This window comes from Lysobacter sp. N42 (assembly GCF_004344885.1).
On sequence record NZ_SKFB01000027.1, the window covers coordinates 12,324 to 34,700 of the forward strand.

At 72.7% G+C, this 22,377-nt stretch carries 22 protein-coding genes; 3 read left to right on the plus strand and 19 right to left on the minus strand.

Annotated elements, in window-relative coordinates; translation table 11 throughout:
* Positions 1 to 5: 5 nt before the first annotated feature.
* The 16 genes from EYQ95_RS20330 to EYQ95_RS20405 all read right to left on the minus strand — a co-directional run bounded on the left by EYQ95_RS20330 (position 6) and on the right by EYQ95_RS20405 (position 12,428).
* Positions 6 to 1,388 (minus strand): pitrilysin family protein, encoded by a 1,383-nt coding sequence (locus EYQ95_RS20330; RefSeq protein WP_132329905.1) that lies wholly within the window; start codon positions 1,386 to 1,388, stop codon positions 6 to 8.
* A 107-nt stretch (positions 1,389 to 1,495) separates the two neighbouring features.
* Complete coding sequence (locus EYQ95_RS20335; protein WP_132329907.1) at positions 1,496 to 2,662, minus strand: glutathionylspermidine synthase family protein; 1,167 nt, start codon at positions 2,660 to 2,662, stop codon at positions 1,496 to 1,498.
* Between the two features lie 68 nt (positions 2,663 to 2,730).
* A complete protein-coding gene (locus tag EYQ95_RS20340; RefSeq protein ID WP_165924802.1) occupies positions 2,731 to 3,276 on the minus strand; it encodes a DUF1190 domain-containing protein in 546 nt (181 codons plus the stop codon).
* Positions 3,277 to 3,300: 24 nt separating this feature from the next.
* A complete protein-coding gene (locus EYQ95_RS20345) occupies positions 3,301 to 3,915 on the minus strand; it encodes a DUF1190 domain-containing protein (RefSeq protein WP_132329911.1) in 615 nt (204 codons plus the stop codon).
* Positions 3,912 to 4,319, minus strand: coding sequence for a DUF350 domain-containing protein (locus EYQ95_RS20350; RefSeq protein WP_132329913.1), 408 nt, complete (start codon positions 4,317 to 4,319; stop codon positions 3,912 to 3,914). The genes EYQ95_RS20345 and EYQ95_RS20350 overlap by 4 nt, the downstream gene beginning before the upstream one ends.
* Before the next feature lie 62 nt (positions 4,320 to 4,381).
* Positions 4,382 to 5,053 carry a YjfK family protein gene (locus tag EYQ95_RS20355; protein WP_132329915.1) on the minus strand — a complete coding sequence of 224 codons (672 nt, stop codon included), beginning with the start codon at positions 5,051 to 5,053 and terminating at the stop codon, positions 4,382 to 4,384.
* Positions 5,050 to 6,096 (minus strand): potassium channel family protein, encoded by a 1,047-nt coding sequence (locus EYQ95_RS20360; RefSeq protein ID WP_132329917.1) that lies wholly within the window; start codon positions 6,094 to 6,096, stop codon positions 5,050 to 5,052. The genes EYQ95_RS20355 and EYQ95_RS20360 overlap by 4 nt, the downstream gene beginning before the upstream one ends.
* Positions 6,097 to 6,111: 15 nt before the next feature.
* On the minus strand, positions 6,112 to 6,885 hold the full coding sequence (locus EYQ95_RS20365; RefSeq protein WP_132329919.1) for a PspA/IM30 family protein: 774 nt from the start codon (positions 6,883 to 6,885) through the stop codon (positions 6,112 to 6,114).
* A 5-nt stretch (positions 6,886 to 6,890) separates the two neighbouring features.
* Positions 6,891 to 7,316 (minus strand): YjfI family protein, encoded by a 426-nt coding sequence (locus EYQ95_RS20370; protein WP_132329921.1) that lies wholly within the window; start codon positions 7,314 to 7,316, stop codon positions 6,891 to 6,893.
* Positions 7,317 to 7,458: 142 nt separating this feature from the next.
* On the minus strand, positions 7,459 to 8,106 hold the full coding sequence (locus tag EYQ95_RS20375; protein WP_132329924.1) for an ATP-binding cassette domain-containing protein: 648 nt from the start codon (positions 8,104 to 8,106) through the stop codon (positions 7,459 to 7,461).
* Positions 8,107 to 8,114: 8 nt separating this feature from the next.
* On the minus strand, positions 8,115 to 8,801 hold the full coding sequence (gene modB, locus EYQ95_RS20380) for a molybdate ABC transporter permease subunit (RefSeq protein WP_132329926.1): 687 nt from the start codon (positions 8,799 to 8,801) through the stop codon (positions 8,115 to 8,117).
* Between the two features lie 3 nt (positions 8,802 to 8,804).
* Positions 8,805 to 9,569, minus strand: coding sequence for a molybdate ABC transporter substrate-binding protein (modA, locus tag EYQ95_RS20385; protein WP_132329928.1), 765 nt, complete (start codon positions 9,567 to 9,569; stop codon positions 8,805 to 8,807).
* Positions 9,570 to 9,937: 368 nt separating this feature from the next.
* Complete coding sequence (locus EYQ95_RS20390) at positions 9,938 to 10,312, minus strand: hypothetical protein (RefSeq protein ID WP_132329930.1); 375 nt, start codon at positions 10,310 to 10,312, stop codon at positions 9,938 to 9,940.
* Between the two features lie 97 nt (positions 10,313 to 10,409).
* On the minus strand, positions 10,410 to 10,703 hold the full coding sequence (locus tag EYQ95_RS20395; protein WP_132329932.1) for a hypothetical protein: 294 nt from the start codon (positions 10,701 to 10,703) through the stop codon (positions 10,410 to 10,412).
* Between the two features lie 137 nt (positions 10,704 to 10,840).
* Positions 10,841 to 11,404, minus strand: coding sequence for a DUF411 domain-containing protein (locus EYQ95_RS20400; RefSeq protein WP_243700010.1), 564 nt, complete (start codon positions 11,402 to 11,404; stop codon positions 10,841 to 10,843).
* A 124-nt stretch (positions 11,405 to 11,528) separates the two neighbouring features.
* Entirely contained in the window at positions 11,529 to 12,428 is a 900-nt protein-coding gene (locus EYQ95_RS20405) for a copper resistance protein B (RefSeq protein WP_132329934.1), read from the minus strand.
* Between the two features lie 21 nt (positions 12,429 to 12,449).
* Here EYQ95_RS20405 and EYQ95_RS20410 point away from each other — a divergent pair, with 21 nt between their 5' ends.
* Positions 12,450 to 13,355 carry a hypothetical protein gene (locus EYQ95_RS20410; protein ID WP_132329936.1) on the plus strand — a complete coding sequence of 302 codons (906 nt, stop codon included), beginning with the start codon at positions 12,450 to 12,452 and terminating at the stop codon, positions 13,353 to 13,355.
* On the opposite strand, the gene EYQ95_RS20415 is transcribed toward EYQ95_RS20410, so the two are convergent.
* Positions 13,307 to 15,214, minus strand: coding sequence for a copper resistance system multicopper oxidase (locus EYQ95_RS20415; RefSeq protein ID WP_132329938.1), 1,908 nt, complete (start codon positions 15,212 to 15,214; stop codon positions 13,307 to 13,309). The genes EYQ95_RS20410 and EYQ95_RS20415 overlap by 49 nt on opposite strands.
* Before the next feature lie 63 nt (positions 15,215 to 15,277).
* Positions 15,278 to 15,661: a CopL family metal-binding regulatory protein gene (locus tag EYQ95_RS20420; RefSeq protein ID WP_132329940.1), complete on the minus strand. Its 384-nt coding sequence runs from the start codon at positions 15,659 to 15,661 to the stop codon at positions 15,278 to 15,280.
* A gap of 179 nt (positions 15,662 to 15,840) precedes the next feature.
* Here EYQ95_RS20420 and EYQ95_RS20425 point away from each other — a divergent pair, with 179 nt between their 5' ends.
* Complete coding sequence (locus EYQ95_RS20425) at positions 15,841 to 18,228, plus strand: xylulose 5-phosphate 3-epimerase (protein WP_243700013.1); 2,388 nt, start codon at positions 15,841 to 15,843, stop codon at positions 18,226 to 18,228.
* Between the two features lie 12 nt (positions 18,229 to 18,240).
* Positions 18,241 to 20,985: an HAD-IC family P-type ATPase gene (locus EYQ95_RS20430; protein WP_132329945.1), complete on the plus strand. Its 2,745-nt coding sequence runs from the start codon at positions 18,241 to 18,243 to the stop codon at positions 20,983 to 20,985.
* Here the strand turns inward: EYQ95_RS20430 and EYQ95_RS20435 are convergent.
* Complete coding sequence (locus EYQ95_RS20435) at positions 20,968 to 22,137, minus strand: acetate/propionate family kinase (RefSeq protein WP_132329947.1); 1,170 nt, start codon at positions 22,135 to 22,137, stop codon at positions 20,968 to 20,970. The genes EYQ95_RS20430 and EYQ95_RS20435 overlap by 18 nt on opposite strands.
* Positions 22,138 to 22,377: the final 240 nt, after the last annotated feature.

Here is a 22,377-nt window from a genome sequence, read left to right on the forward strand (position 1 = left end):
TCTCCTTACTGCTTCGGCGCGGTGGCGGCCGGCGCGGCCTTGGCCATGGCGGCGGGCACGCGGTCGATCGCGGTGCGGTTGGGGCGCGTGAGGTACGTCCTGGCCACGCGCTGCAGGTCGGCGCTGGTCACGCCCTCGATCCACTTGGGGATCTCGTTGACCACGTTCGCATCGCCCCACAGCGTCTGCAGCTTGGCCAGCGTGTCGGCGCGGTTGATGAAGGCTTCCAGGCCGTTGTACCAGTCGGCCAGCATGCGCGTCTTGACGCGCGAAAGCTCCGCTTCGGTCACGCCTTCATTGGCGACCTTCGCGATCTCCTCGTCCAGCGCGGCGAGCACGGCATCGGCATTCGTGTTCGGCTTGTACAGCGCGAAGACGGTGAACAGCGTCGGGCCGTCGTATTCCCACGGGCTGGTCAGGCCGTAGAGCGATTCGACGTTGAGCGCGAGCTCGCGGCCCTTGACCAGACCCTGATAGAAGCGCGAGGCGTCGCCACCGGCGAGCACGTCGCCGAGCACCGCCATGGCCGCCTGGTCCTTGCTGCCACGGTCCGGCATCTTCCACGCCGCCGCGATCGCCGGCACCTGCGCCAGCGCATCGGTCTGCTGGATGCGCTTTTCCTGCGTGTTCAGGCCTTCGCGGAAATCCGGCGCCTTGGGCGTGGGGCGCGCGGGGATGGAGGCGAAGTACTTCTCGGCCAGCTTGAAGCCTTCCTCCGGCGAGATGTCGCCGGCGATGCCGAGCACCGCGTTGTTGGGGCCGTAGTAGTCGCGATGGAAGGCGGCGACGTCCTCGAGGCTGGCGCCTTCGAGGTCCTCGAAGCTGCCGTAGCCGTCGTGGTTGTTCTCCCACTTCTGGAAGGCGTGCTGGCCGATGTCGATCCACATGAAGCCGCCATACGGCTGATTCTTCACGTTGACGCGGATCTCTTCCTTGACCACGTCCTGCTGGTTCTTGAGCGTGGCGGGATTGAAGTCGAGCGTCTTCATGCGGTCGGCCTCGAGCCACAGGATGGGCTCGAGCGCCGTGACCGGGGCGACCTCGATGTAGTTGGTGAAGTCCGGCCGCGTGGAGCCGTTGTTGCGGCCGCCGCCGCCGGTGATCACCTGGTCGAACACGCCTTCCTTCGCGTTCGGCGTGCCCTCGAACATCAGGTGCTCGAACAGGTGCGCAAAGCCCGTGCGGTTGCGCGGCTCCAGCCGCATGCCCACGTGGTAGACCACGCTCACGCCCACGGTGGGCGAGCTGCGGTCCTCGGAGACGACGACGGTGAGGCCGTTGTCGAGCTTCTTCACCGCCACCGGCACCTGCCAGCGATCAGGTTCCGCGGCCTGCGCGGTCAGCGAGAGCAGCCCGCCGAGCAGCGCGGGCAGGATGAGACGACGCATTCGGACTTCCTCGTTCCGGTCGGAAGCGCCGAGCGTAGCGGCCGCGGCGCCCGGCCGGGAGGCCCGGAGGTCATGGGGCCGACACGGCCTCCACGCCGGGCGCCCGGTCAGCCGATGATCGCGTGGGGCACGAAGCGCGAGGTGTTGCGGGTGATCAGGCCATCGTCCTCGCGCAGGCCCATGCCCACCGGTTCGTCGGCGACCACCCAGCTGCCGATCAGCGGGTAGCCGCCGTCGAACTCCGGCAGCGGGTGGTAGGCCTGCAGGATCGCCGCGCAGTCGTCGTACGGGCCGGGCGAGCTGAGGCGCTCGCCGGCCGGGGTGACGAGTTCGATGTTGGCGCCCTCGCGCGAGAACAGCGGCTTGCGGACCCAGCCCTCGCGCAGCGCATGCCCCTCGCCCTCGAAGTAGGCCGGCAGCAGGTTCGGGTGGCCGGCATGGCGTTCCCACAGCAGGGGCAGCACGGCCTTGTTCGACAGCACCGCCTTCCACGGAGGCTCGAGGAGCTGCATGGTGCCGCGCACCAGGTCCGGCCCGAAGCGCTCGACCATCATGAACTCCAATGGGTAGAGCTTGAAGAGCGTCTGGATGACATTGTCGCGCTCGTCGGTGAACCAGCCCTCCGCGCTGATGCCGATGTCCTCGATGGCCACGTAGTCGGTGCGGATGCCGACCTGGTGGGCGCAGTCGCGCAGGTAGGAGACCGTCGCGCGGTCCTCCTCCGAGCCCTTCACCGCGGAGAAGTGGATGCCGCTGCCGATGCGCTTTTCGCGCGCCAGGTGCGCGAAGGCCTCGCACAGCGCTTCCTGGATGCGGTTGTACTGGTCCGCGCCGCCGGGCAGGCCGCCGGATGCGATCTGCTGCTCCAGCCAGAGCCACTGGAAGTACGCGGCCTCGTAGAGCGCGGTCGGCGTGTCGTAGTTGAGTTCGTAGAGCTTGGCGGGGCCGGTTCCGTCGTAGGCCAGGTCCATGCGCCCGTAGACGTGCGGCTGGCCGCTCTTCCACGAGTCGCGGATCCAGTCCCAGTACGCGGGCGGGATGGCGAGCCGCTCGAGCAGCTGCTCGGAGTTCACGGCCTCGTCGACGAGGTGCATGGCCATGTCGTGGACCTGCCGCGTCGCCTGCTCGATGTCGTCCTCCACCTGGCGCAGGGTGAAGGCGTAGTAGGCGCGCTCGTCCCAGTAGCGCTCGCCGTCGATGGTGTGGAAGCGAAAGCCCAGCTGCTCGGCCTGGGCCTTCCAGTCGGGGCGTTCGGGGATCGCGGTGCGCTTCATGCACGGCCTGCGGGCGGTGGTGGCCGCCCTGTTGCGGTGGGCTCCAGGCGGAGCGGGATGCAGCCCGGTCAGCCGCCGAAGGAGCTGCGCGCCGAGGCCGTCGAGCCGAAGCCGGAGCGCGACTGCGTGATCGCGCGGGTCGGCGGCGGCGGCGCGGTCGTTGCCGGGTACGAGCCGCGGCCCGTGGTCGCCGGGTAGGTGCCGCCGGAGCGGTAGCCGCCGCGATAGCCGCCGCCGTACCGGCGCTTGCGCTCGAAGGCGTCGCCCACCTCGTCGAGCGCCTCGGCCAGCAGGTAGCCGCCGACGAAGCCGGTGACCGGGCCGATCCAGGCCGACTGGCCGTTGTCGTCGATCCGCGCGCACTCGCCGTTGGCCTGCTCGCAGTCCTGCTGCGAGCCGTAACGGGCCGACGTGGCCAGCAGCTGTTCGAGCTGGGCCCGGCAGGCATCGGTCTGCATGAGCTCGGCGGTGGAGCAGTCCACCGCCGCCTGCGCGACCTGGGCCGACTGCCAGTCCGGGTTCTGCTCGCCGGTGATGGCCGGGTTGTCGCAGCCCGACAGCGCGGCCGGCAGCGAGGCCATCAGCGCGAGATGGAGCTTGGAGGAACGCTTCATGGGCATGTCCTTGCGAAAGGGGGATCAGCCGCCGAACGAGCTGCGCGCGCCCGCGCTGGAGCCGAAGCCGGAGCGGGAGATGGTGATCGCGCGCGCCGGCGGAGCGGTCGAGCCGGCCTTGCCGGTGACGCGGCCGACGCGGGAGCCGACGTAGTCGCCGCGCGGGTTGAGGAAGTCGCCGCCGCGCTCGCGGTAGAGCGGCAAGGTGCCGGTGTACCGGTAGCCGCCGCCCTGCCCGCCGCCTGCATCGTCGTCGCGCTGGCGATAGCCGAGCAGGACGCCGCCGAAGGGCGGGATCCAGTAGAGCGCATTGGCCGGGTCGGCGTAGCAGGCGCCGAACTGCTCCTGGCACTGGGCCAGGCTGTCGAAACGCGGCGCCAGGCGCTGGTGGTCGGCAACGGCCTGGTCGTAGCCGGCCTCGCATTCGGCCTGGCTGACCTTGCCGATGGTCGCGCAGTCGCCGCGGCTGAGCAGCACGGCGCCGGTTTCCTCCGCGGGCCAGGCCAGCCAGACCAGGCCGCCTGCGATCACCCCGCCCCAGAGCAGCCGGCCCGCCAGCTGCTCGTGCGGCGCACGCAGGCCGCCCAGGTCGGGCCGGTGCAGCCGCGCACTCGTCTTGCGGGCCGTCCTGCGGCTCACGGCGTCATCGCGGCCGCGTTGATCAGGCCCACCGCGATCGACGTGCTGGCCGCGAAGATGCCGGCCGCGCTGACGTTGTCGGTGATCTGCCGCGAGATCCCGCCGACCACCGCGCGCGCCAGCAGGTAGGCGAGGATCTGCACGACGGCGGCGACCGCGCCCCAGATGGCGGCGTCGGCCAGGCTCACCGAATGCGTGATCGCCGCATGCAGGGGCAGCGCGAGGCCGATCAGCGTGCCGCCGAACGCCGTCGACGCCGCGACGTTGCCCTGGCGGATCAGGGTGAAGTCGCGGTGCGGCGTGATGAGCGCCACCAGGATCACGGCGATGATGAGGATGCCCAGCCCCGCGCCGAAGTAGGCGAGGAAGGCGGTGAAGCTCTGTGCGGTGATGACAGCGTTCATGCATGCGTCCTTGTTGGAAAGGAAAGGCGTGTGCCGCGCGACCCGTGCGGCGGTGGAGTCTTTCAGGTGATGTCGAGGTCGGCCTCGGTCAGGTCCAGGCCGATGGCGTAGGTCACGCAGAAGTCGTTGGGGCCCGAGTCCTCGCCGGTGACCAGCAGGAACTCCTCGCGCGCCAGTTCCTCCACCTGCCGCCCGTAGACCATGGCGTAGTGCGTCAGGTCGTCGTCGCGCCGGGGCGGCGTGCCGCGGTAGAGCACCTCGTCGAAGGCCATCGGCGGGATCCGCGCGCCGCCCTCGGGGCTGGTGACGCGCTGCCAGCGGCGGCCGGCGTAGTCGATCTCCTGCGCGCCCAGGTGCGGATGCGAGGTGACGAACTGCTGGAAGTGGGCCTTGGTCGGCGGGTTGACCGTGTCGTGGAAGACGAAGGCCTTGATCGATTCGATCAGCTCGCCGCAGGTCATCACCTGCAGGTAGGCATCGTCCTCCAGGTAGAAGCGGTGCATCGCGTAGCCGTCGCCCAGGTCGATGTGGCCGTAGCACGCCACGCCCTGGTGCCCGGCCGGCAGTTCCGCGCTCATCGCGCCGGGCGCCACCTGGTACATCGTGCGGTCGAACTGGATGCGCCCGCCGATGCGGATGCCGAGCGGCAAGGCATGGCGCACGTCGCCGGTCGCCGGGGGCACCGGAGGTGGCTGGCGGCCTCCGCGCCCCAGCATGCGGTCGAACCAGCTCATGCCGGTACCCCCGCCAGGCAGCGCAGCACGGAGGCGTCGATCCGGCGCGCCGCCAGGTAGTACGCGACCGCGCCGGCCTGCACGCGCTCGGCATCGCCCGGGTTCAGGCGCAGCGCGCCGCCTCCCTCGCGCAGGCCGAGGAACATGCCGCCATGGCCCTTCAGGCAGGCGGCCACCTGCTGCACCGTGGACGCCACGCCCTCGGGCACCACGAGGCTGAACTGCGTCTGCCCGTCGCCGGCCGAGAGCAGGTCCTGGGTGAGCGTGGAACTGCCCGGGTCCTGCGCCGCGCGCGCGATGACCTCGGCCGACATGGGCCGCGTGCATTCGACCTGCGGGTAGTGGCTCCTGACCAGTTCCAGTGCCGACCCGCATTCGAAATGCGCCACCACGTGCGCCGAGGGCCGGTGCGCCATCACCGCCAGCACCGCCGCCAGCGTCTGGTCGTCAGTGGGCGGATTGACGATGACCCGGCGCGCGCGGGCGATCCCCGCGCGGCGCAGCGCCGGCACGTCGGCATAGGTGCCGATGGCGACGAAGCGCATCTGCTCGGGCCGGTGGTTCTCCTTCAGCTCCTCGGCGACCACCACCAGCCCCTCGTCGTCGGTGGCCGTGTCGGCCAGCAGCAGGTCGACCAGCCGGTCGGACTCGGCCCCGCGCCAGCCCACCAGCACGGTATGGCCTTCCATCCCCTCATAGCTCATGCGTCCCTCCCGGTGGCGGCGCCAGTAGCTCGCCAGCCCCACGCTGGTCTTGGTGAGCACGGCGGCGAAGAACGCCACCGCGCCCGGCATCAGCAGGAAAGCCACCACCATGCGACCGGGCGTGGTCTGCGGCGAGAGGTCGCCGTAGCCGATCGTGGTGGCCGTGGTCATGTAGTAGTACGGGAACGCGTTCGCCGGGATCAGCTTTTCCTCGCCGGCGATCGCGAGCAGCGCCCAGGTCAGCAGCATGTGCGCGAGGAGCGCCAGCACCACCGCCAGCCAGCTCACGCGCCGGATGTGCCGGCCCAGTGCCCGGCCCAGGCGCCCCAGGACCCACATGCGCGCCGCGCCGCCTCAGGTCGCGCTGCCGCTGCCGGGTACGCCGGCCTGCTCCCGCTCGGGCGAGAGCGTGGCATGGATCGTCGGCACCTCGTGGCCGAGCTGCGCCGGGCGCTTGAAGCGCGCCAGCACGGCATCGGCGCTGGAGCTGTCCTCCAGCAGCCCGGCGGCGGCGAGCTTGCGGTTGAGTTCGCTGTCGCCGGTGCTGGCATCGAGCTCCTCGGAGGCCTCCAGCCGCGCGGCCGTCTCCGCCTGGCGCTGCTTGATGCGCTCCAGCGATTCGAGCGCATTGCTCATGCCGCCGGTGGCGCCCGCCGTGCGCGAGGCGATCGCCATCTGCGCCTTCTGCACCGAGGCGGTGGCCTTGACCGTGTCGACCTGCGTGCGCAGCGCCTTCACCTGCGCCTCGGCCTTGTGGATCGTGGCCTTGAGCGTGGCGATCGACCGGTCCAGGTGCGCCTTGGCGGCCTGGTCGGCCTGCTGCTCGGTTTCCAGCGGCGCGAGCTTGCCGGCGACTTCGCGCGCCAACGCTTCGTCGCCCTTGGCCAGCGCGCCTTCGATGTAGCGCGTGTACTCGGCGATCTTCTGCTGGCGCGCCTGCATCTTCTGCTCGGAGAGCTTGCCCTGCGCCATCAGCTTGGCCAGTTCCTGCCGCGACTGGTTCAGCTGCGTGCTGGTGTCGCGGATCTCCTGGTCGAGGATGGTGATCGCGTTCTTGTCGACGACGGCCTGTCCGGCCTCGTGCGAGACGCCGCGGAACAGGGTGAACAGCTTGCTGAGCATGCCCATGGCGATCAGGCTCCGGTGAAGTAGGACTTGAGCGATTCGGCGGCGTCGATCGTGTTGACCGCGAGCGCCTGCAGTTCCTCGTCGACGTCGTCGGCACAGGACGAGGCCGAGAGCTCGCCGAAGACGATGTAGGTATCACGCCCGTCGATCTGCGTCAGGCCGAGGTTCGACAGCGGGTTGATCGGGTTGATGCGCATGCAGGCGTCGTTGAAGCCGGCGCGGTCGTTCACCTGCGCGGCGTCCACCAGGATCGTGGACACGAAGATCTGCGAGCCCGAGGCGGCCACCACGATCTGCATGTCGCCGTATTCGTGCATGGTCACGTTGATGGCCGGGTCGGCCGAGTCCACGAGCTCGAGGGAAATGCGCTCGTCGCCTTCGTACTTGCGCGACAACTGGGCGTAGAGGTCGCGGGTGCTGCATTCGGTCATGGACGGGAGTCCTTTCGACGGTGGAGGGAGGCGGGCGGTCGCCAATGGTCGGCTTCGGGGCGAGGGATGTGCAAGCCGGCGGCCGGCCCGCACCGCGTGGCGGTCGATGGCGCGGGCCGCGGCGCTGCGGGTACGCGCGGGCTCACGAACCGCCCTGCCGCGCGGGCCGGTCCTGCAGCGCCGGCAGGCGGTAGACCTCGTCCGCGATGCGCGCGACCTCGTCGGGCAGGTGGCTGACGTAGACCATCGGCAGCGCGACGGCATCGCGCACGCGCACCAGCCAGGCCAGCAGTTCGTCGCGGCGGTCGAGGTCGAGCATGGACAACGGCTCGTCGAGCAGCAGCGCCTGCGGCTGCGAAAGCAGCGCGCGGCCGAGCGCGACGCGCTGCGCCTCGCCGCCCGAGAGGCCGGCGGTGCGGCGCGCGAGCAGGCCGCCGAGGCCGAGCAGGTCGACCACGTCGTCGAAGCCGAACCCGCCTGCATCGCGCGGCATGGCGTAACCGAGGTTGCCGCGCACGTCCAGGTGCGGGAACAGGCGCGCATCCTGGAACACGTAGCCGATGCGGCGGCGGTGCGCGGGCAGGTCGATGCACGCGGCATGGTCGAACAGCACGCGTCCGGCGATGGCGATGCGGCCATCGAGGGGGCGCAGCAGCCCGGCGATCGCGTGCAGCACGGAGGACTTGCCGCTGCCCGAAGGCCCCGTCAGCGCGACCACGCGCGCCGGGCTGCGCAGCGCCAGGCGGCAGGCGAACGTGCCGCGGCGCAGCTGCAGGTCGATGTCGAACACCGGCGCGCTCACGTGGCACGCTCGGCGCGCTGGCGCTGCAGCAGCCATTCGGAGGCCAGCAGCGCGACGAAGGACAGCACGACCGCGACCAGGCACAGGCGCAGCACGCCGCCCTCCCCGCCCGGCACCTGCAGGAGGCCGTAGATCGCGGAGGCCAGCGTCTGCGTTTCGCCGGGGATGCTGGAGACGAACGTGATGGTGGCGCCGAACTCGCCCAGCGCCTTGGCGAAGCCCAGCACGGCCCCGGCGACCACGCCGGGCCAGGCCAGCCGCAGCGTGAGCCCGAAGAACACCCGTACAGGCGGCGCGCCCAGCGTGGCGGCGGCATTCTCCAGGCGCGGGTCGACGGCCTCGATGGCCAGCCGGATCGCGCGCACCATCAGCGGAAAGCCCATCACCGCGCTGGCCAGTGCGGCACCGGTCCAGCGGAAGGCGAAGCCGAAGCCGGTCGCATCCATCAGCGCACGGCCGATCGCGCCGTTGTGGCCGAACAGTTCCAGCAATGCATAGCCGGTGACCACCGGCGGCAGCACCAGCGGCAGGTGGATCAACGCATCCAGCACGAGCCGCCCCGGAAAGCGCCGACGTGCGAGCAGCCAGCCCGCCGCGACGGCCAGCGGCAGGCTCGCGGCCACCGCCACCACGGCCACCTTCAGGCTCAGCAGGACGACCGCCTGCTCCTCGACCGTCAGCATCGCTCAGCGCGGCGCCACGAAACCGTGGCGCCGGAAGATCGCGCGCGCCGGCGGCGTGCGCAGCCACTGCGCAAATGCCTCCGCGCGCGGATGCCGGCTGGCGGCCACCACCGCCACCGGGTACACGATGGGCGGATGGCTGCGCCCGGGAAACGTGGCCAGCACCCGCACGCGCGGCTCGGCCAGCGCATCGGTGCGGTAGACCACGCCCATGCGCGCCTCGCCGCGCGCCACCAGCAGCAGCGCCGCGCGGACGTTCTCGGCCTCGACCACGCGCGGCCGAAGCGGGGCCCACAGCCCGTGCGAGGCGAGCGCGGCCCGCGCGTAGCGGCCCGCGGGCACGCTGGCGGTGAGCGCGAGCGCAAGGCGCCCGTCGCCCAGCGCGGCCAGCACCGTGGACGGCTGCGCGAGGCTCAGGCGCGCCGGCCGCGCATCGCGCGGGGCGATGAGCACCAGCGCATTGCCGAGCAGGTCATGGCGCGTGCGGCCGCGCAGCAGGCCGCGTTCGCCCAGATGATCCATCCAGTCGCGATCGGCAAGCAGCACGACGTCGGCCGGCGCACCCTGCGCGAGCTGGCGCGCGAGCGCCGAGCTCGCGGCACACGAGACGCGCACCGGCGTTCCCGTCTCGCGCCGGTAGGCGCGTGCGGCCTCGTCCAGCGATTCCTTGAGGCTGGCCGCGGCGAAGACGGTGAGGGGCGCGGCAAGGGCGCACTGCGCCGCGAACAGCAGCGCGGTGGCCAGCAGAGCGCGCAGGAAACGGGCCATGCGGGTTCCTCGTGGTCGGCCGACACGATAGCCGAGCCCGCGCGCGGCCGCCTCGGCGCGTGCACGGTCGCCATCGTTGACGGCCGCATGGCGTGCGGACGGCGTCGAACGCGGCGGGTCACCGGGTTGCATCCGGCAGAGGCCGTCATCCCTGCGAATCCGTGCCCATCCGCGGCTGCGGGACTCGCCTCATGCCCTGCCTTCGCGAGGATCGCGCAGCGCGCACCGAGGCACGGGCGGACCGTACCGCCCCTCGCGTGGTTGCTGGCGCGGGGCGAAATCGCGCCGGCGCATGCCTGCGCCCGCCGGCGAGCGCACACGAAAAAGCCGCCGGCGCGGGCCGGCGGCTTCGTCGACACGCGAGCGGCTTACTGGCCGTTCGTGTTGTTCTTGCCGTCGGCCGCGGCATTGGCCTCCTCGGCCGACTCCTGCGCCTGCTCGGCCGCATCGGCGGCCTGCTCGGCGGCATCGGCGAGGTCGTCGCGGCCGGTCTCGCCCTGGCCCGCCGGCGTGGCGGCAGCCGCAGTGGCGGCGGCATCGGCGGCGGCGGAGGCAGCGTCGGCCGCAGCCTGAGCGGTGTCGGCAGCGGCCGCATCGCCCGTGGCGGCGGCGTTGCTGGCGGCTTCCTGCGCCTCGCCCGCGGCCTCGGCGGCCTCGCGTGCGGAGTCGGAGGCCTGGTCGCGGTTGCAGGCGCCGAGGCTCAGCGCGATGGCGAGGGCGAACAGCACCTTCTGCATGCTCATGGGTTGGATCCTCTGGATGATGGGGACGCCGGAGCGGTCGTCGCGGGCAAGGATCCGCAGCGGCCGTGGAGGCGGAGCGAAGGCCGCTGGCGGCCGTTCAGGCGCCGGCCGCGTGGGCCGGTGCCGGCTCGTCCACGCCCGAGGACGCCGATGCATCCTCCGTGCGCACCGGCAGCGACCGCACCGCCAGCAGGCGACCCTCGCGGGGGAGCATGCCGTAGCCGCGCTGCTCGTGTGCGACGAAGGCGACCGCGTGTTCGCCACGCACGAACAGCAACCGCCAGCCCTCGCGCTCGAGCTCACCCAGGCGTGCGCGCTGCGCGATGGACAGGCGGCGACGCATCTCGTGGTCCGCGGGAGGTCGGCAGCGGCGTCGGTCGTAGATCAGCATGCGGGCAGGCCTGGACTGGAGGGCGGGCGCGAGCGCGCAACGCTGGAGCCGGAGGGTGACAGACCGCGTGAAGAACGGCCAGCCCGCGCGCGGCCGCCCGGGGCCGCGCCTGAACCCTTCATCGGCGCGCGCCGGACTCAGTCGCCGTGCGTGGCGAAAGGCGTGGTGCGGCCGTCGGCACCGACCTTCTCCACCGTATAGCGCTGGACGCTGCCATCAGGCGACTCCATGCCCGGCGAGCCCAGGGGCATGCCCGGCAGCACCAGTCCGCGCGAGCCGTCGCGCATCGCGAGAAGGCGCCGGATGTCGCCGGCGGGCACATGTCCCTCGACCACGAGCCCGCCGACCTCCGCGGTATGGCAGGAGCCCTTGCCGAGCGGCACGCCGAGGCGCTTCTTGATCGGCTCCAGGTCGTCGGTCATGTTCACCTCGACCTCGAAGCCGTGCCGGCGCATGTGCTCCACCCAGCCACCGCAACAGCCGCAGGACGGGCTGCGGTGCACGAGCACCTTCGGCAGCGGCGTGGCCGCAGCGGCGGCGGGCACCGCGGCCGGCGCGAGCGGGGATGTCGCCGCGGAAGCGGGCTGCGGCGCGGCGCGGCTGGCGGCGGCAACCGGACGCGGCGGCTCCGGCGTCCTGGCGCAGGCGCCGACGCTGGTCGCCATGCCGGCGAGGGCGAGTATCCAGTGGTAACGGTTCATGGCTTCACCTCGATAGGAAACGCGCGCGCCGCGGTGCGGGACAACAGGCCCGGCACCGGGCGGGCAGTATGCGCCGCGGCCGCCTTGCCGGCAGTGCCTGGCCGGCAGGACGGGCGTGGCGCGCTCAGAACCAGAAGCGGACGCCGGCCACCACGCGCCGGCCCGAGTCCGCTTCGCCGTGCGCGCGCCGCAGCTGCGCGGTGTCGCCGAAGGCGCGCTCGAACTGCACGCCCACGTAGGGCGCGAAACGTCGCGTGATCTCGTAACGCAGGCGCGCGCCGGCCTCGACGGTCGACAGCCCGGACCCGATGCCGGCCGCGGCGTCATCGCGGCCATGCAGGCTCGCGGCCGCCTGCCACTGCAGCACGAGCCGGCCGGTGAGCAGCGTGTCGTACTCGGCCTCGAGCACCGCCGCGCTGCGGCCACCGCGGCCGAGGTAGAGCGTGGCGTCGACCTCGAACTTGTAGGGCGCAAGGCCCTGGACGCCCAGCGCGAGCCAGGTGCGCGACGGGCCTTCGCCGATGTCGTGGCGCAGGCCGGCGAGCAGGTCCCACCAGGGCGTCAGGCTGCGGCCGTAGAAGACCTCCACTTCGCCATGTTCGATCCCGTCGTCGCCCGCCTCGCCTTCGCTGCGCAGCCAGAGGCGGTCGAGGTCGCCGCCGATCCATGCCAGGCCCTCCCAGGCCGGGCCCGAGCCGTCGTCCCGCCATTCCAGGCGGTCGGCCAGCCAGTAGGCATGCAGGCTGCGGTCGTGCGAGGCGTGCCCATGCCGCACCGCGGGGAACGCGGCGGCGCGGTCTGCGGCGGTGAGGGCGGGAACCGGCGTACGCGGGGCGGCATCGGCGGGCAGATCGACGGACGTGCCCTGCCCAGGGGCCGCGGCGCCGGACGCTGGCGTGCCGTGCATGGCGTGGCCGGCGTGCGCGCCCTGCTCCTGCGCGGCTGCGTGCCCGGCGTGGGACGGCGTGCCCTGGGCATGCGGCGAAGGTTTCTCCGCCGCCGGCAGCGCGTGCCCATGGGGCATGCCACCTGCGGCATGCCCGGCATGACCGCCCTGGCCCGCCTGCGGCGAAACGGCGCCGTCATGCCCCGACGTCCCGGCGTGTGCGGGCGCATGCTCCGCGCCGCTTCCGGTGTGGTGCGCGTGGCCCGGGTGGCCGGGATGCACGGGGCCGACGGCATGCGCATGGGCGCCGTGCTCCGCGTGCGGACCATGCGCGGCGTGATCGGCGTTATCGGCGTGATCCGCGTGATCGGCGTGATCCGCGTGCGGGGCGTGATCGGCGTGACCCTCGTGACTCGCGTGACTCGCGTGCGAGGCGTGCGAGGCGTGATCGGCGCGACCCACGTGCGAGGTGTGATCGGCTTGATCGGCGTGACCACCGTGACTCGCGTGCGAGGCGTGCGAGGCGTGCGAGGCGTGCGAGGCGTGAGGATGCGCATCCGCATCCGCGTTTTCATCCGCGTCATGGTGCGGGCAGTGGCCGGCGTGCGCGGCATGCGGTGCCTGCGCGCCGGGGCCGTGCGCATGATGGGCGGCCTGCCCGTCGCCGGACGCATCGGCATGGGCGGCGCCATGCGCATGGGAATGCCGCTCGGCGCTCTCCGTGCGATGCCCGGCATGCTGCGCGCAAACGCCGGCGGCGCCTGGTCCCGGATGGGCCGCTGGATCGTGCGCGTGCGCGCCGTGCGCGGATCCGTGCCGCGCCATGCGCGGGCAGGCTGCATGCCCGGGATGGGCCGCGCCGGCCGGTGCGGAGTGCTGCGCGCACTGGGCTGCCGCGCCGGCAGGCGAAGGCTGTGCGTGCACCGCCCCTGCGCCGGCATCGGCGCCATGCGCGGCGTGCTGCGCGAACGCCGGAACGGCCATCAGCGCGATCGGAAGCAACAGCAGGCGCGCGCTCATTCGTGCACCTCCACGTCGCGCATCATTCCCGACTCCATGTGGTAGAGCAGGTGGCAGTGGAAGGCCCAGCGTCCGAGCGCATCGGCGCGCACGCGGTAACTGCGCTTGCTGCCGGGCGGCATGTCGATCGTGTGCTTGCGCACCTGGAAGTTGCCCTCGTCGTCCTCGAGGTCGCTCCACATCCCGTGCAGGTGGATGGGGTGGGACATCATCGTGTCGTTGACCAGCGTGATGCGCATGCGCTCACCGTATTTCAGGCGGATCGGGCCCGAGCCCGAATGCTTGATACCGTCGAAGGACCAGGCGAACTTCTCCATGTGCCCGGTGAGGTGCATCTCCAGCGTGCGGCCCGGCTCGCGGCCGTCCGGGTCGGCGAACAGGCTGCGCAGCATCGAGTAGCTCAGGGCCTTGCGACCGTCCGTGCCCATGCCGTTGCCGGGATCGTCCAGGCGCGAGGCGGGCGTCATGGCCTGGCTTTCCACCAGCGGATTGCCACGCTCGCTCGCCGGATGCGCCTGCATGGCCGCCGGTGCGCCGTGGGCCGCGCCGGCCGTGGCGTGGCGCGCATGCGGATCGGCCGCCGCCGCCTGCGTGCCATGGCCCATGCCGGCGTGGTCCATGCCGGCGCTGCCGATGTCGCCGTGCGCGGCATGGTCCGCGGGCGCCATGTCATGCCCCGCGTGCGCGTTCGACCCCGAGGCCGGCACGTGCTCCATCGCCCCGTGGCCGCCGTGCGCGCCGTGGTCCATCGCCATGTCGCGCATGGTGAGGATGGGCCGCGGGTCCAGCGGCGGAACGGGCGCGCGCAGACCCTCGCGCACGGCCAGCGTCCCCGAGACGTAACCGGTGCGGCCCGAGTCCTGCGCGAAGATCGCGAACGCGTCCTGCCCGCTGGGCTCGACGATGACGTCGAACGTCTCCGCAGTGGCGATGCGGAACTCGTCCACGGTGACCGGATGCACGGGCAGCCCATCGGCCGCGACCACCGTCATCTTCAGCCCCGGGATGCGCACGTCGAAGTACGTCATGGCCGAGCCGTTGATGAAGCGCAGCCGCACCTTCTCGCCGGTACGGAACAGGCCCGTCCAGTTGCCGGGCGTGGTCGTCCCGTTCATCAGGTAGGTGTAGGTGTTCGCGTTGACGTCGGACAGGTCGGTCGGCGTCATCCGCATCTGCCCCCACATCTTCCGGTCGGCGAGCGTCGCGGCGAGGCCGTGGCGCTGCGCATCGCGCATGAAATCGGCGACGGTGCGCTTGTAGAGGTTGTCGTGGTCCGACATCTTCTTGAGCCGGGCGAACAACCGCGCCGGATCGAGGTCGGTCCAGTCGCTGAGCAGCACGACGTGCTCGCGGTCGTAGGCGAAGGGCTCGCTGCCGGCAGGGTCGACGATGAGCGCGCCGTAGAGGCCGGCCTGTTCCTGGAAGGCCGAGTGCGAGTGGTACCAGTAGGTGCCGGACTGCACGACGTCGAAGCGGTAGCGGTACGTCTCCCCGCGTGCGATGCCGTCGAACGAGATGCCCGGCACGCCGTCCATGTTCGCGGGCAGCAGGATGCCATGCCAGTGGATCGACGCCTGGTCGCCGTGGATCGACCCGCGCGGCAGTGCATTGCGCACGCGCAGCTCCACGGTGGTGCCTTCCTTCCAGCGAAGGGTCGGTGCGGGAAGGCTGCCGTTGACGGTGACGGCCGGCCGTACGCGCCCGGTGAAGTTCACCGGCGTCTCGCCGATCACCAGGTCGAAGTCGGTGCCACGCAGCACCGGTGCGTCGCCGCGGCGGGGCTGGGCGAGGGAAGGCAGGCCGAGTGCGGCGACGGCGCCGCCGGCGGCCAGGCCCTGCACGAAGCGGCGCCGCGAGGGGAGGGCCACGCCGGGATGCGGGGCGCGGGAGAAGCGGGATGACATGGAAGGCTCCGGGGTGGGCGATGGCGGGCGCGGACGGCGGGCGTCCACGGACACGGCACAGCCTCAGCCGATGGGAGGTCGCAGCCGGTGGGGCAGGCGCGGCGAGGGCCAGGCCTCCGCGCCGACCGCCGCAGGACCGCATCCAGGCGCGCATCCGGCCAGCGGGGCGGCCACCGGCGGCCGGACGGCCGCTTGCGGCACGCAGCCGCAGGCACAGGCATCCGCGCTGCAGCAACCGGGCAGGGCCGGCGCGCCATCCTCGTCCGCGGCGGCTTCGTTGCGGTCCGTGCCGGGCGCAGACAGCGCCCGGTCGGCATCGTGGCAGCCTTCCATGACGGGTGACATGGCACCGGCCGCGGCATGCGCGAACCCGGCAGCCGATGCCGCGCCGTTCGCGAGGAAGGCCAGGCACAGCACAAGCCGCAGGAGGAAGGCTACCGGTCGCACCGGTGTACTTTACCGCCTTGCCGCGCGGCGGCCGCACGGCCGGCCCGGCCCATGCCTGCCCGGTTCAGGCGACGCGGTCGCCACCTGCCGGCAACCGGTGCGGCGCTACGCTGCACGAAGCCTTCGCGGGAGCCTGGACAGTGGCCTACGAAACCGTGTCGACCCACGACATCACGCGCATCGAGGCCGAGGCGGCAGGGCTGCGCGATGCCGATCCGGCGTTCGCCCGCTGGGCGGCGGGCCATGGCGTGATCCGCCATGCGTCGCTCACCCAGCTTCGCGTGCATGCCTGGATCCAATCGCTCGTGACCGCCGGCCGGCTGCCCGATGCGGCCACCGGCTACACGCGGCTGGCGGCTGCGGACCGCCTTGCCAGCGCGGGGCTGTGGCTCGTCGTCCACATGACGTACGCACGCCGCGTGCGCACCGACGGGGCGCCGCTCGATGCCGCGGACTTCAAGCGCACGCCCGAGGGCCATACCGGGGGCGCGCTCAACATGGTTCCCGCATACGCCGGTTACCTGCTCGCGAACGCGCTCGACGGGCGCACGCGTGCGTGGATGATGGGCCAGGGCCATTGCGTGGCCGCGGTGGACGCGCTGAACCTGCTGGTGAGCAACCTGCATGCCGCGCACGCCGAACGCTACGGCGTCGACGACGCCGGCCTGTCTCGCTTCGTGTCCGACTTCTACCGCTATGACGTGCGGCCCGACGGGACGCCGGCCTCGCCGCTGGGCTCGCACGTCAACGAGCACACCGCGGGCGGGGTGCTGGAGGGCGGCTACCTGGGGTTCGCCGAGCTGCAGTACGTGCATGCGCCGTTGCCGGGCGAGCGGCTGGTCGCCTTCCTGAGCGACGGCGCCTTCGAGGAGCAGCGCGGAGGCGACTGGGCACCGCGCTGGTGGCGTGCGCAGGACTGCGGGCTGGTGGCACCCATCATGATCCTCAACGGCCGCCGCATCGAGCAGCGCTGCCAGATCGACCAGCAGGGCGGCGGGCGCTGGCTCGACGCGCACCTCCGGCTCAACGGCTTCGATCCGATCGACCTCGACGGCCGCGATCCCGCGTCGATCGCCTGGGGCATCCATGCGATGGAGGAGCGCCTGCAGCGCGCCGCCGCCGACGGTGGGCCGCCGCCTCTGCCGTACGGCATCGCCAGCACCGTCAAGGGCTACGGCTTTCCCGGCGCCGGCACCAATGCCGCGCACAACCTGCCGCTGGCGGGAAACCCGGCCTTCGACGCCGACGCCCGCGCGCAGTTCAATGCCGGCTGCGCGGCGCTGCACGTGCCGCCGGCCGAGCTTGCCGAAGCGGTGGCCGCACTCGCGACGCATGCCGACGACGGCCGCCCGCTGGAACGCGACCATCCGCTCGCCACGCGCGACGTCCCCCTTCCGCAGGTACCGCCGGCCGCCGAGCGCCCCCCGGGCGGCGAGGCCTCGCCGATGCAGGCGCTCGACGAGCAGTTCGTGGCGATCGTCGACGCCAACCCGCAGCTGCGTCCGCGCGTGGGCAATCCCGACGAGCTGCGCAGCAACCGGCTCGACCGCACGCTCGATCGGCTCATGCACCGCGTGCACGTGCCCGAGCCGGGCGTCGCCGAGAGCGTCACCGGCGGCGTGATCACCGCGCTCAACGAGGAGGCCGTGGTCTGCGCCGCACTGGCCAACAAGGGCGGGCTCAACCTCGTGGTCACCTACGAGGCATTCGCCCCGAAGATGCTGGGCGCCATTCGGCAGGAGCTCATCTTCGCGCGACACCTGCGCGAGGCGGGTCGGCCGCCCGGATGGCTCGGCGTGCCGGTCGTGCTGACGTCGCATACGTGGGAGAACGCGAAGAACGAGCAGTCGCACCAGGATCCCGCGCTGGCCGAGGCGATGCTCGGCGAGATGGCCGACGTGGCGGGCGTGGTCTTCCCCCCGGATGCCAATGCCGCCGCCGCCGCGCTCGCGCAGGTCTACGGCAGCCACGGGCGCATCGTCGCGATGGTCGTGCCCAAGCGGCCCGTGCCGCACGTGCTCAATGCCGCCGGCGCGCGCCGGCTGTCGCGCGAGGGCGCTGCGCACCTGGCCGGCGACGCGCGCCGCGCGCGGGTGCAGCTGGTCGCGCTCGGCACCTACCAGCTGCATGCGATGCAGCGGGCGCACGCGCGGCTGACGGAGCGCGGCGTCGATGCGCTGCTTACCGTTCTGGCCGAACCCGCCCGCTTCCGCACGCCCCGCGACGCGGGCGAGGCGTCTTACGTGCACGATGACGCCACCGTCGCCGCGCACTTCCCGCCGGGGCTGCCGCGCGTGCTGCTCGTGCATACGCGGCCCGAACCGCTGCTGGGCGCGCTGCGGCGTATCGACGAAGGCCCGGCGCGCACGGTCGCGCTGGGCTACATCAACCGGGGCGGCACGCTCGACGTCGACGGCCTGATGTTCGCCAACCGCTGCACCTGGGCGCATGCGCTGGATGCGGCCGCACGCGTACTGGCACTGCCGCGCGAGGCCCTGCTGACTCCCGCGGAGCTCGCCGCGGTGGACGCTGCCGGGGATCCGGCCGCGATCCTGGGCCGGGCCTGAGGACCAGGACGCATGCGACCGACAGCCCCCGGCCCAGCCGACACGCCACCGGTGCCCTGGCACGCCTGCCCTGTCGGCGACGTGCTGCAGCGCCTGGAGACCACGCCGGCTGGCCTGGACGCGGCGCAAGCCCGCGCGCGGCGCGCACGGCACGGCCCCAACCGGCTTCCCGAGGCGCCACGGCGCGGCCCGCTGCGGCGCTTCGCACTGCAGTTCCACAACGTGCTGATCTACGTGCTGATCGGCTCGGCGGCGGTGACCGCGCTGCTGGGGCACTGGATCGACACCGGCGTGATCCTCGCGGTCGTGGTCGCCAATGCGATCGTCGGCTTCCTGCAGGAAGGCAAGGCCGAGCGCGCGATGGACGCCATCCGCGCCATGCTCGCGCCGCAGGCGCACGTGCTGCGCGACGGGCAGCGTTGCACGGTGGACGCCGGCGATCTGGTGCCGGGCGACGTCGTGCTGCTGGAGGCGGGCGACCGGGTGCCCGCCGACCTGCGCCTGCTCGCGGCGTTCGGGCTGGCGATCCAGGAAGCGGTGCTGACCGGCGAGTCGGTGCCGGTGGAAAAGGACGTCGCCGCGGTGGCCGCCGATGCGCCGCTGGGCGATCGCAGCGGCATGGCGTTCGGCGGCACGCTGGTCGCCGCGGGCCAGGCCACGGGCGTGGTCGTGGCCACCGGCGCGGCCACCGAGGTGGGGCGCATCAGCGGCCTGCTCGCGGGCGTGGAGCAGCTGCAGACGCCGCTGCTGCGGCAGATGGACCGATTCGCGCGCTGGCTCACCGGCCTGATCCTGCTGGCCGCCGGCGTACTGCTCGCCTATGGCGTCCTGGCGCGTGGCGAGCCCTTCCCCACCATGTTCATGGCGGTCGTGGGCTTGTCCGTCGCGGCCATCCCGGAAGGCCTGCCGGCGGTGTTGACGATCGCGCTGGCGATCGGCGTGCAGGCGATGGCGCGGCGCAATGCCATCGTGCGGCGGCTGCCGGCGATCGAGACGGTGGGCGCGGTCTCGGTGATCTGCACCGACAAGACCGGCACCCTCACCCGCAACGAGATGGCGGTGGCGACCGCCCTCACCGCGGACGCGCGCTATCGCGTGGAGGGCCTGGGCTATGGCCCGGCGGGCACGCTGCTCGATGGCGACCGCGACGTCGATCCTGCCGGCCAGCCGGTGCTGCGCGAGCTCGCGCGCGCGGCCGCCCTGTGCAACGACGCGGCCCTGTGCGAGCGCGAGGGCGACTGGTGCGTGGAGGGCGACCCGATGGAGGGCGCGCTGCTGGCCTTCGCCGCCCGCGTCGGGCATGACGGCCATTGGCCGCGCCTGCACACCCTGCCCTTCGACGCGCGCCACCGCTACATGGCCACGCTGCACGCCGACGATGCCGGCGAGGCCGCGCAGCGGCACGTGTTCGTCAAGGGCGCACCCGAGCGGGTTCTGGCCATGTGCGCATGGCAACGCGGCGCGAACGGCGACCTGCCGCTGGACGCCGCGTGGTGGCACGCGCAGGCCGATGCCATCGCCGGGGACGGCCAGCGGGTGCTCGCCATCGCCACCCGGCACCACCAGGCCGCGGACGCGGCGCTTGCACATGCCGACGTGGATGGCGGGCTGGTGCTGCTCGGGCTGGTCGGCCTGATCGACCCGCCGCGCGAGGAAGCCGTGGCGGCCGTCGAGGAGTGCCGGCGTGCCGGCATCCAGGTGAAGATGATCACCGGCGACCACGCGCGGACCGCCGCGGCGATCGGCCACCGGGTCGGGCTGCCCGATGGCCCGGTGCTCACCGGGCAGGACCTCGACGCGCTCGATGACGATGCCCTGGCCCGGGCCGTGCTCGACTGCCACGTGTTCGCGCGCACCAGCCCCGAACACAAGCTGCGCCTGGTGGGCGCCCTGCAGGCGCATGGCCTGACCGTCGCGATGACGGGCGACGGCGTCAACGACGCGCCGGCCCTCAAGCGCGCCGACGTCGGCATCGCGATGGGCCGCAAGGGCAGCGAGGCCGCGAAGGAGGCCGCCGACCTCGTGCTGGCCGACGACAACTTCGCCACCATCGCCGCCGCCGTGCGCGAAGGCCGCACCGTCTACGACAACATCCGCAAGGTCGTGAGCTGGACGCTGCCCACCAACGCGGGCGAGGCCATGACCATCGTCTTCGCGCTGCTGGCGGGCTGGGCGCTGCCGGTCACGCCGGTGCAGATCCTCTGGGTCAACCTCGTCACCGCGATCACGCTGGGGTTGGCACTGGCCTTCGAGCCCACCGAGCCGGGCAGCATGCGCCGGCCGCCGCGGGCACGCGACGCACCGCTGGTGAGCGCCGAACTGGCCTGGCACATCCTGCTGGCGGCGACGCTGTTCCTGGCGATCGTGTCCTGGGTCTTCCACGATGCGCTCGCGCGCGGGCACCGGGTCGAGCTCGCGCGCACGCTCGCACTGAACATGCTGGTGGTGCTGGAGATCGCGCACCTGTTCTACGTGCGCAACATCCACGGCACGTCCCTGACCTGGCGCGCGGTGCGCGGCACGCGGGTGGTGTGGCTGACGGTGGTCGCGGTGACCGCCGCGCAGCTGGCGATCACCTACCTGCCGGCGCTGCAGCGCGTGTTCGGCACCGTCGCCGTTCCCCTGCAGGACGGTGCGCGCGTGCTCGCGCTGGGCGCCCTGTTCCTCGTGGTCATCGAGATCGAGAAGCAGCTGCGGCTGCGCCTGTTCTGGCGCCGTAGCCGGGTCGGCCCGCAGCCTTCAGGCACCCGGGCCTGACAGCAGCGCACGGGTTTCGAGCGCCATCTCACGCTCCTCGTCGGCCGCGATAACGCGCACGCCGACCGCCGAGCGCGGCGACGAGATCAGCGCATCGCCCCGCGCATTGCGCTCGCCATCGATTGCCACGCCCATCCACGCGCTGGCGATACCGATGCGTTCGCGTATCGCGGGCGCGTGCTCGCCGACGCCGGCGGTGAACACCAGCGTATCCAGGCCGCCGAGCGTCGCGGCCATGGCGGCGATCGCCTGGCCGCTGCGGTAGACGAACAGGTCGACCGCCTCGCGCGCGGCCGGATCGTCGCTGGCAAGCAGCACGCGCATGTCGCCCGACAGCCCCGAGACGCCGAGCAGCCCGGATTCGCGATGCAGCAGCCTGGCCAGAGCGCCGGCGTCGAAGCCGCGGGCCTGCATGAGGTGCAGCAGCACGCCCGGGTCGATCGCACCGCAGCGCGTGGCCATCGGCAGGCCGTCGAGCGCGGAGAACCCCATGGTGGTGGCGACGCTGCGGCCTTCGTGCATCGCGCACAGGCTGGCGCCGCTGCCCAGGTGCGCCACCACCGCGCGTCCGCCCGCGCGCGCCTGGTCGATGCGGCGAAGCTCGCGCGCGATGTGCGCATACGAGAGCCCATGAAAGCCGTAGCCGATCACCCCCGAGCGCGTGAGCGCGCGCGGCAGCGCATACATCCGGTCGAGCCGTGGCCGCGTGGCGTGGAAGGCGGTGTCGAAGCAGCCCACCTGCGCCACCCGCGGCAGGCGCGCGGCGGTGGTGCGGGCGATGTCGAGGCTGGCGGGCTGGTGCAGCGGCGCCAGCGGCGCCAGCGCCTGCAACGCATCGAGGACCGCGGCGTCCAGGCGCGCGGCCCCGGTGAAGCGCTCGCCGCCATGGACGATGCGATGGGCGACGGCATCGAGCGTATCGAGCAGCCCCTCGTCGGCCAGGCAGGCCAGCACCACGTCCGCGGCGGCACGCGCCTCCATCGGGCCCTGCAGCAGCGCCGGCTCGACGGCCCCGCGCGCGTCGTCGCGGACCAGGCGGGGGGCATCGGGCAGGCCCGCGACACTGCCTTTCAGCAGCTGCAGGCTGCCCTCGAACAGCGCGAACTTGAGGCTCGACGAGCCGGCGTTGAGGCAGAGCACGCGTGGTTTCATCGCAGCGCCTGCGCGAAAGCCGGTCCGTGGCCGGCAAGCCGCCGCGGCAGCGGCCCTGGGTGTGCGGACGGACAGTCCGGCTTGGCGGCTTGCGACAGGGCCACGGCAATCCCGGCGGGGGGTCATGCCAGAGCCTAACCCCGCACGCGCCTGCATTCCCTCCCGGGCATCGCCGCCCGCGTCGCGACGATGCCACCGGATCGCCCGGGCGGCGCACCGCCGCCATGGGGCGCGCCCCCG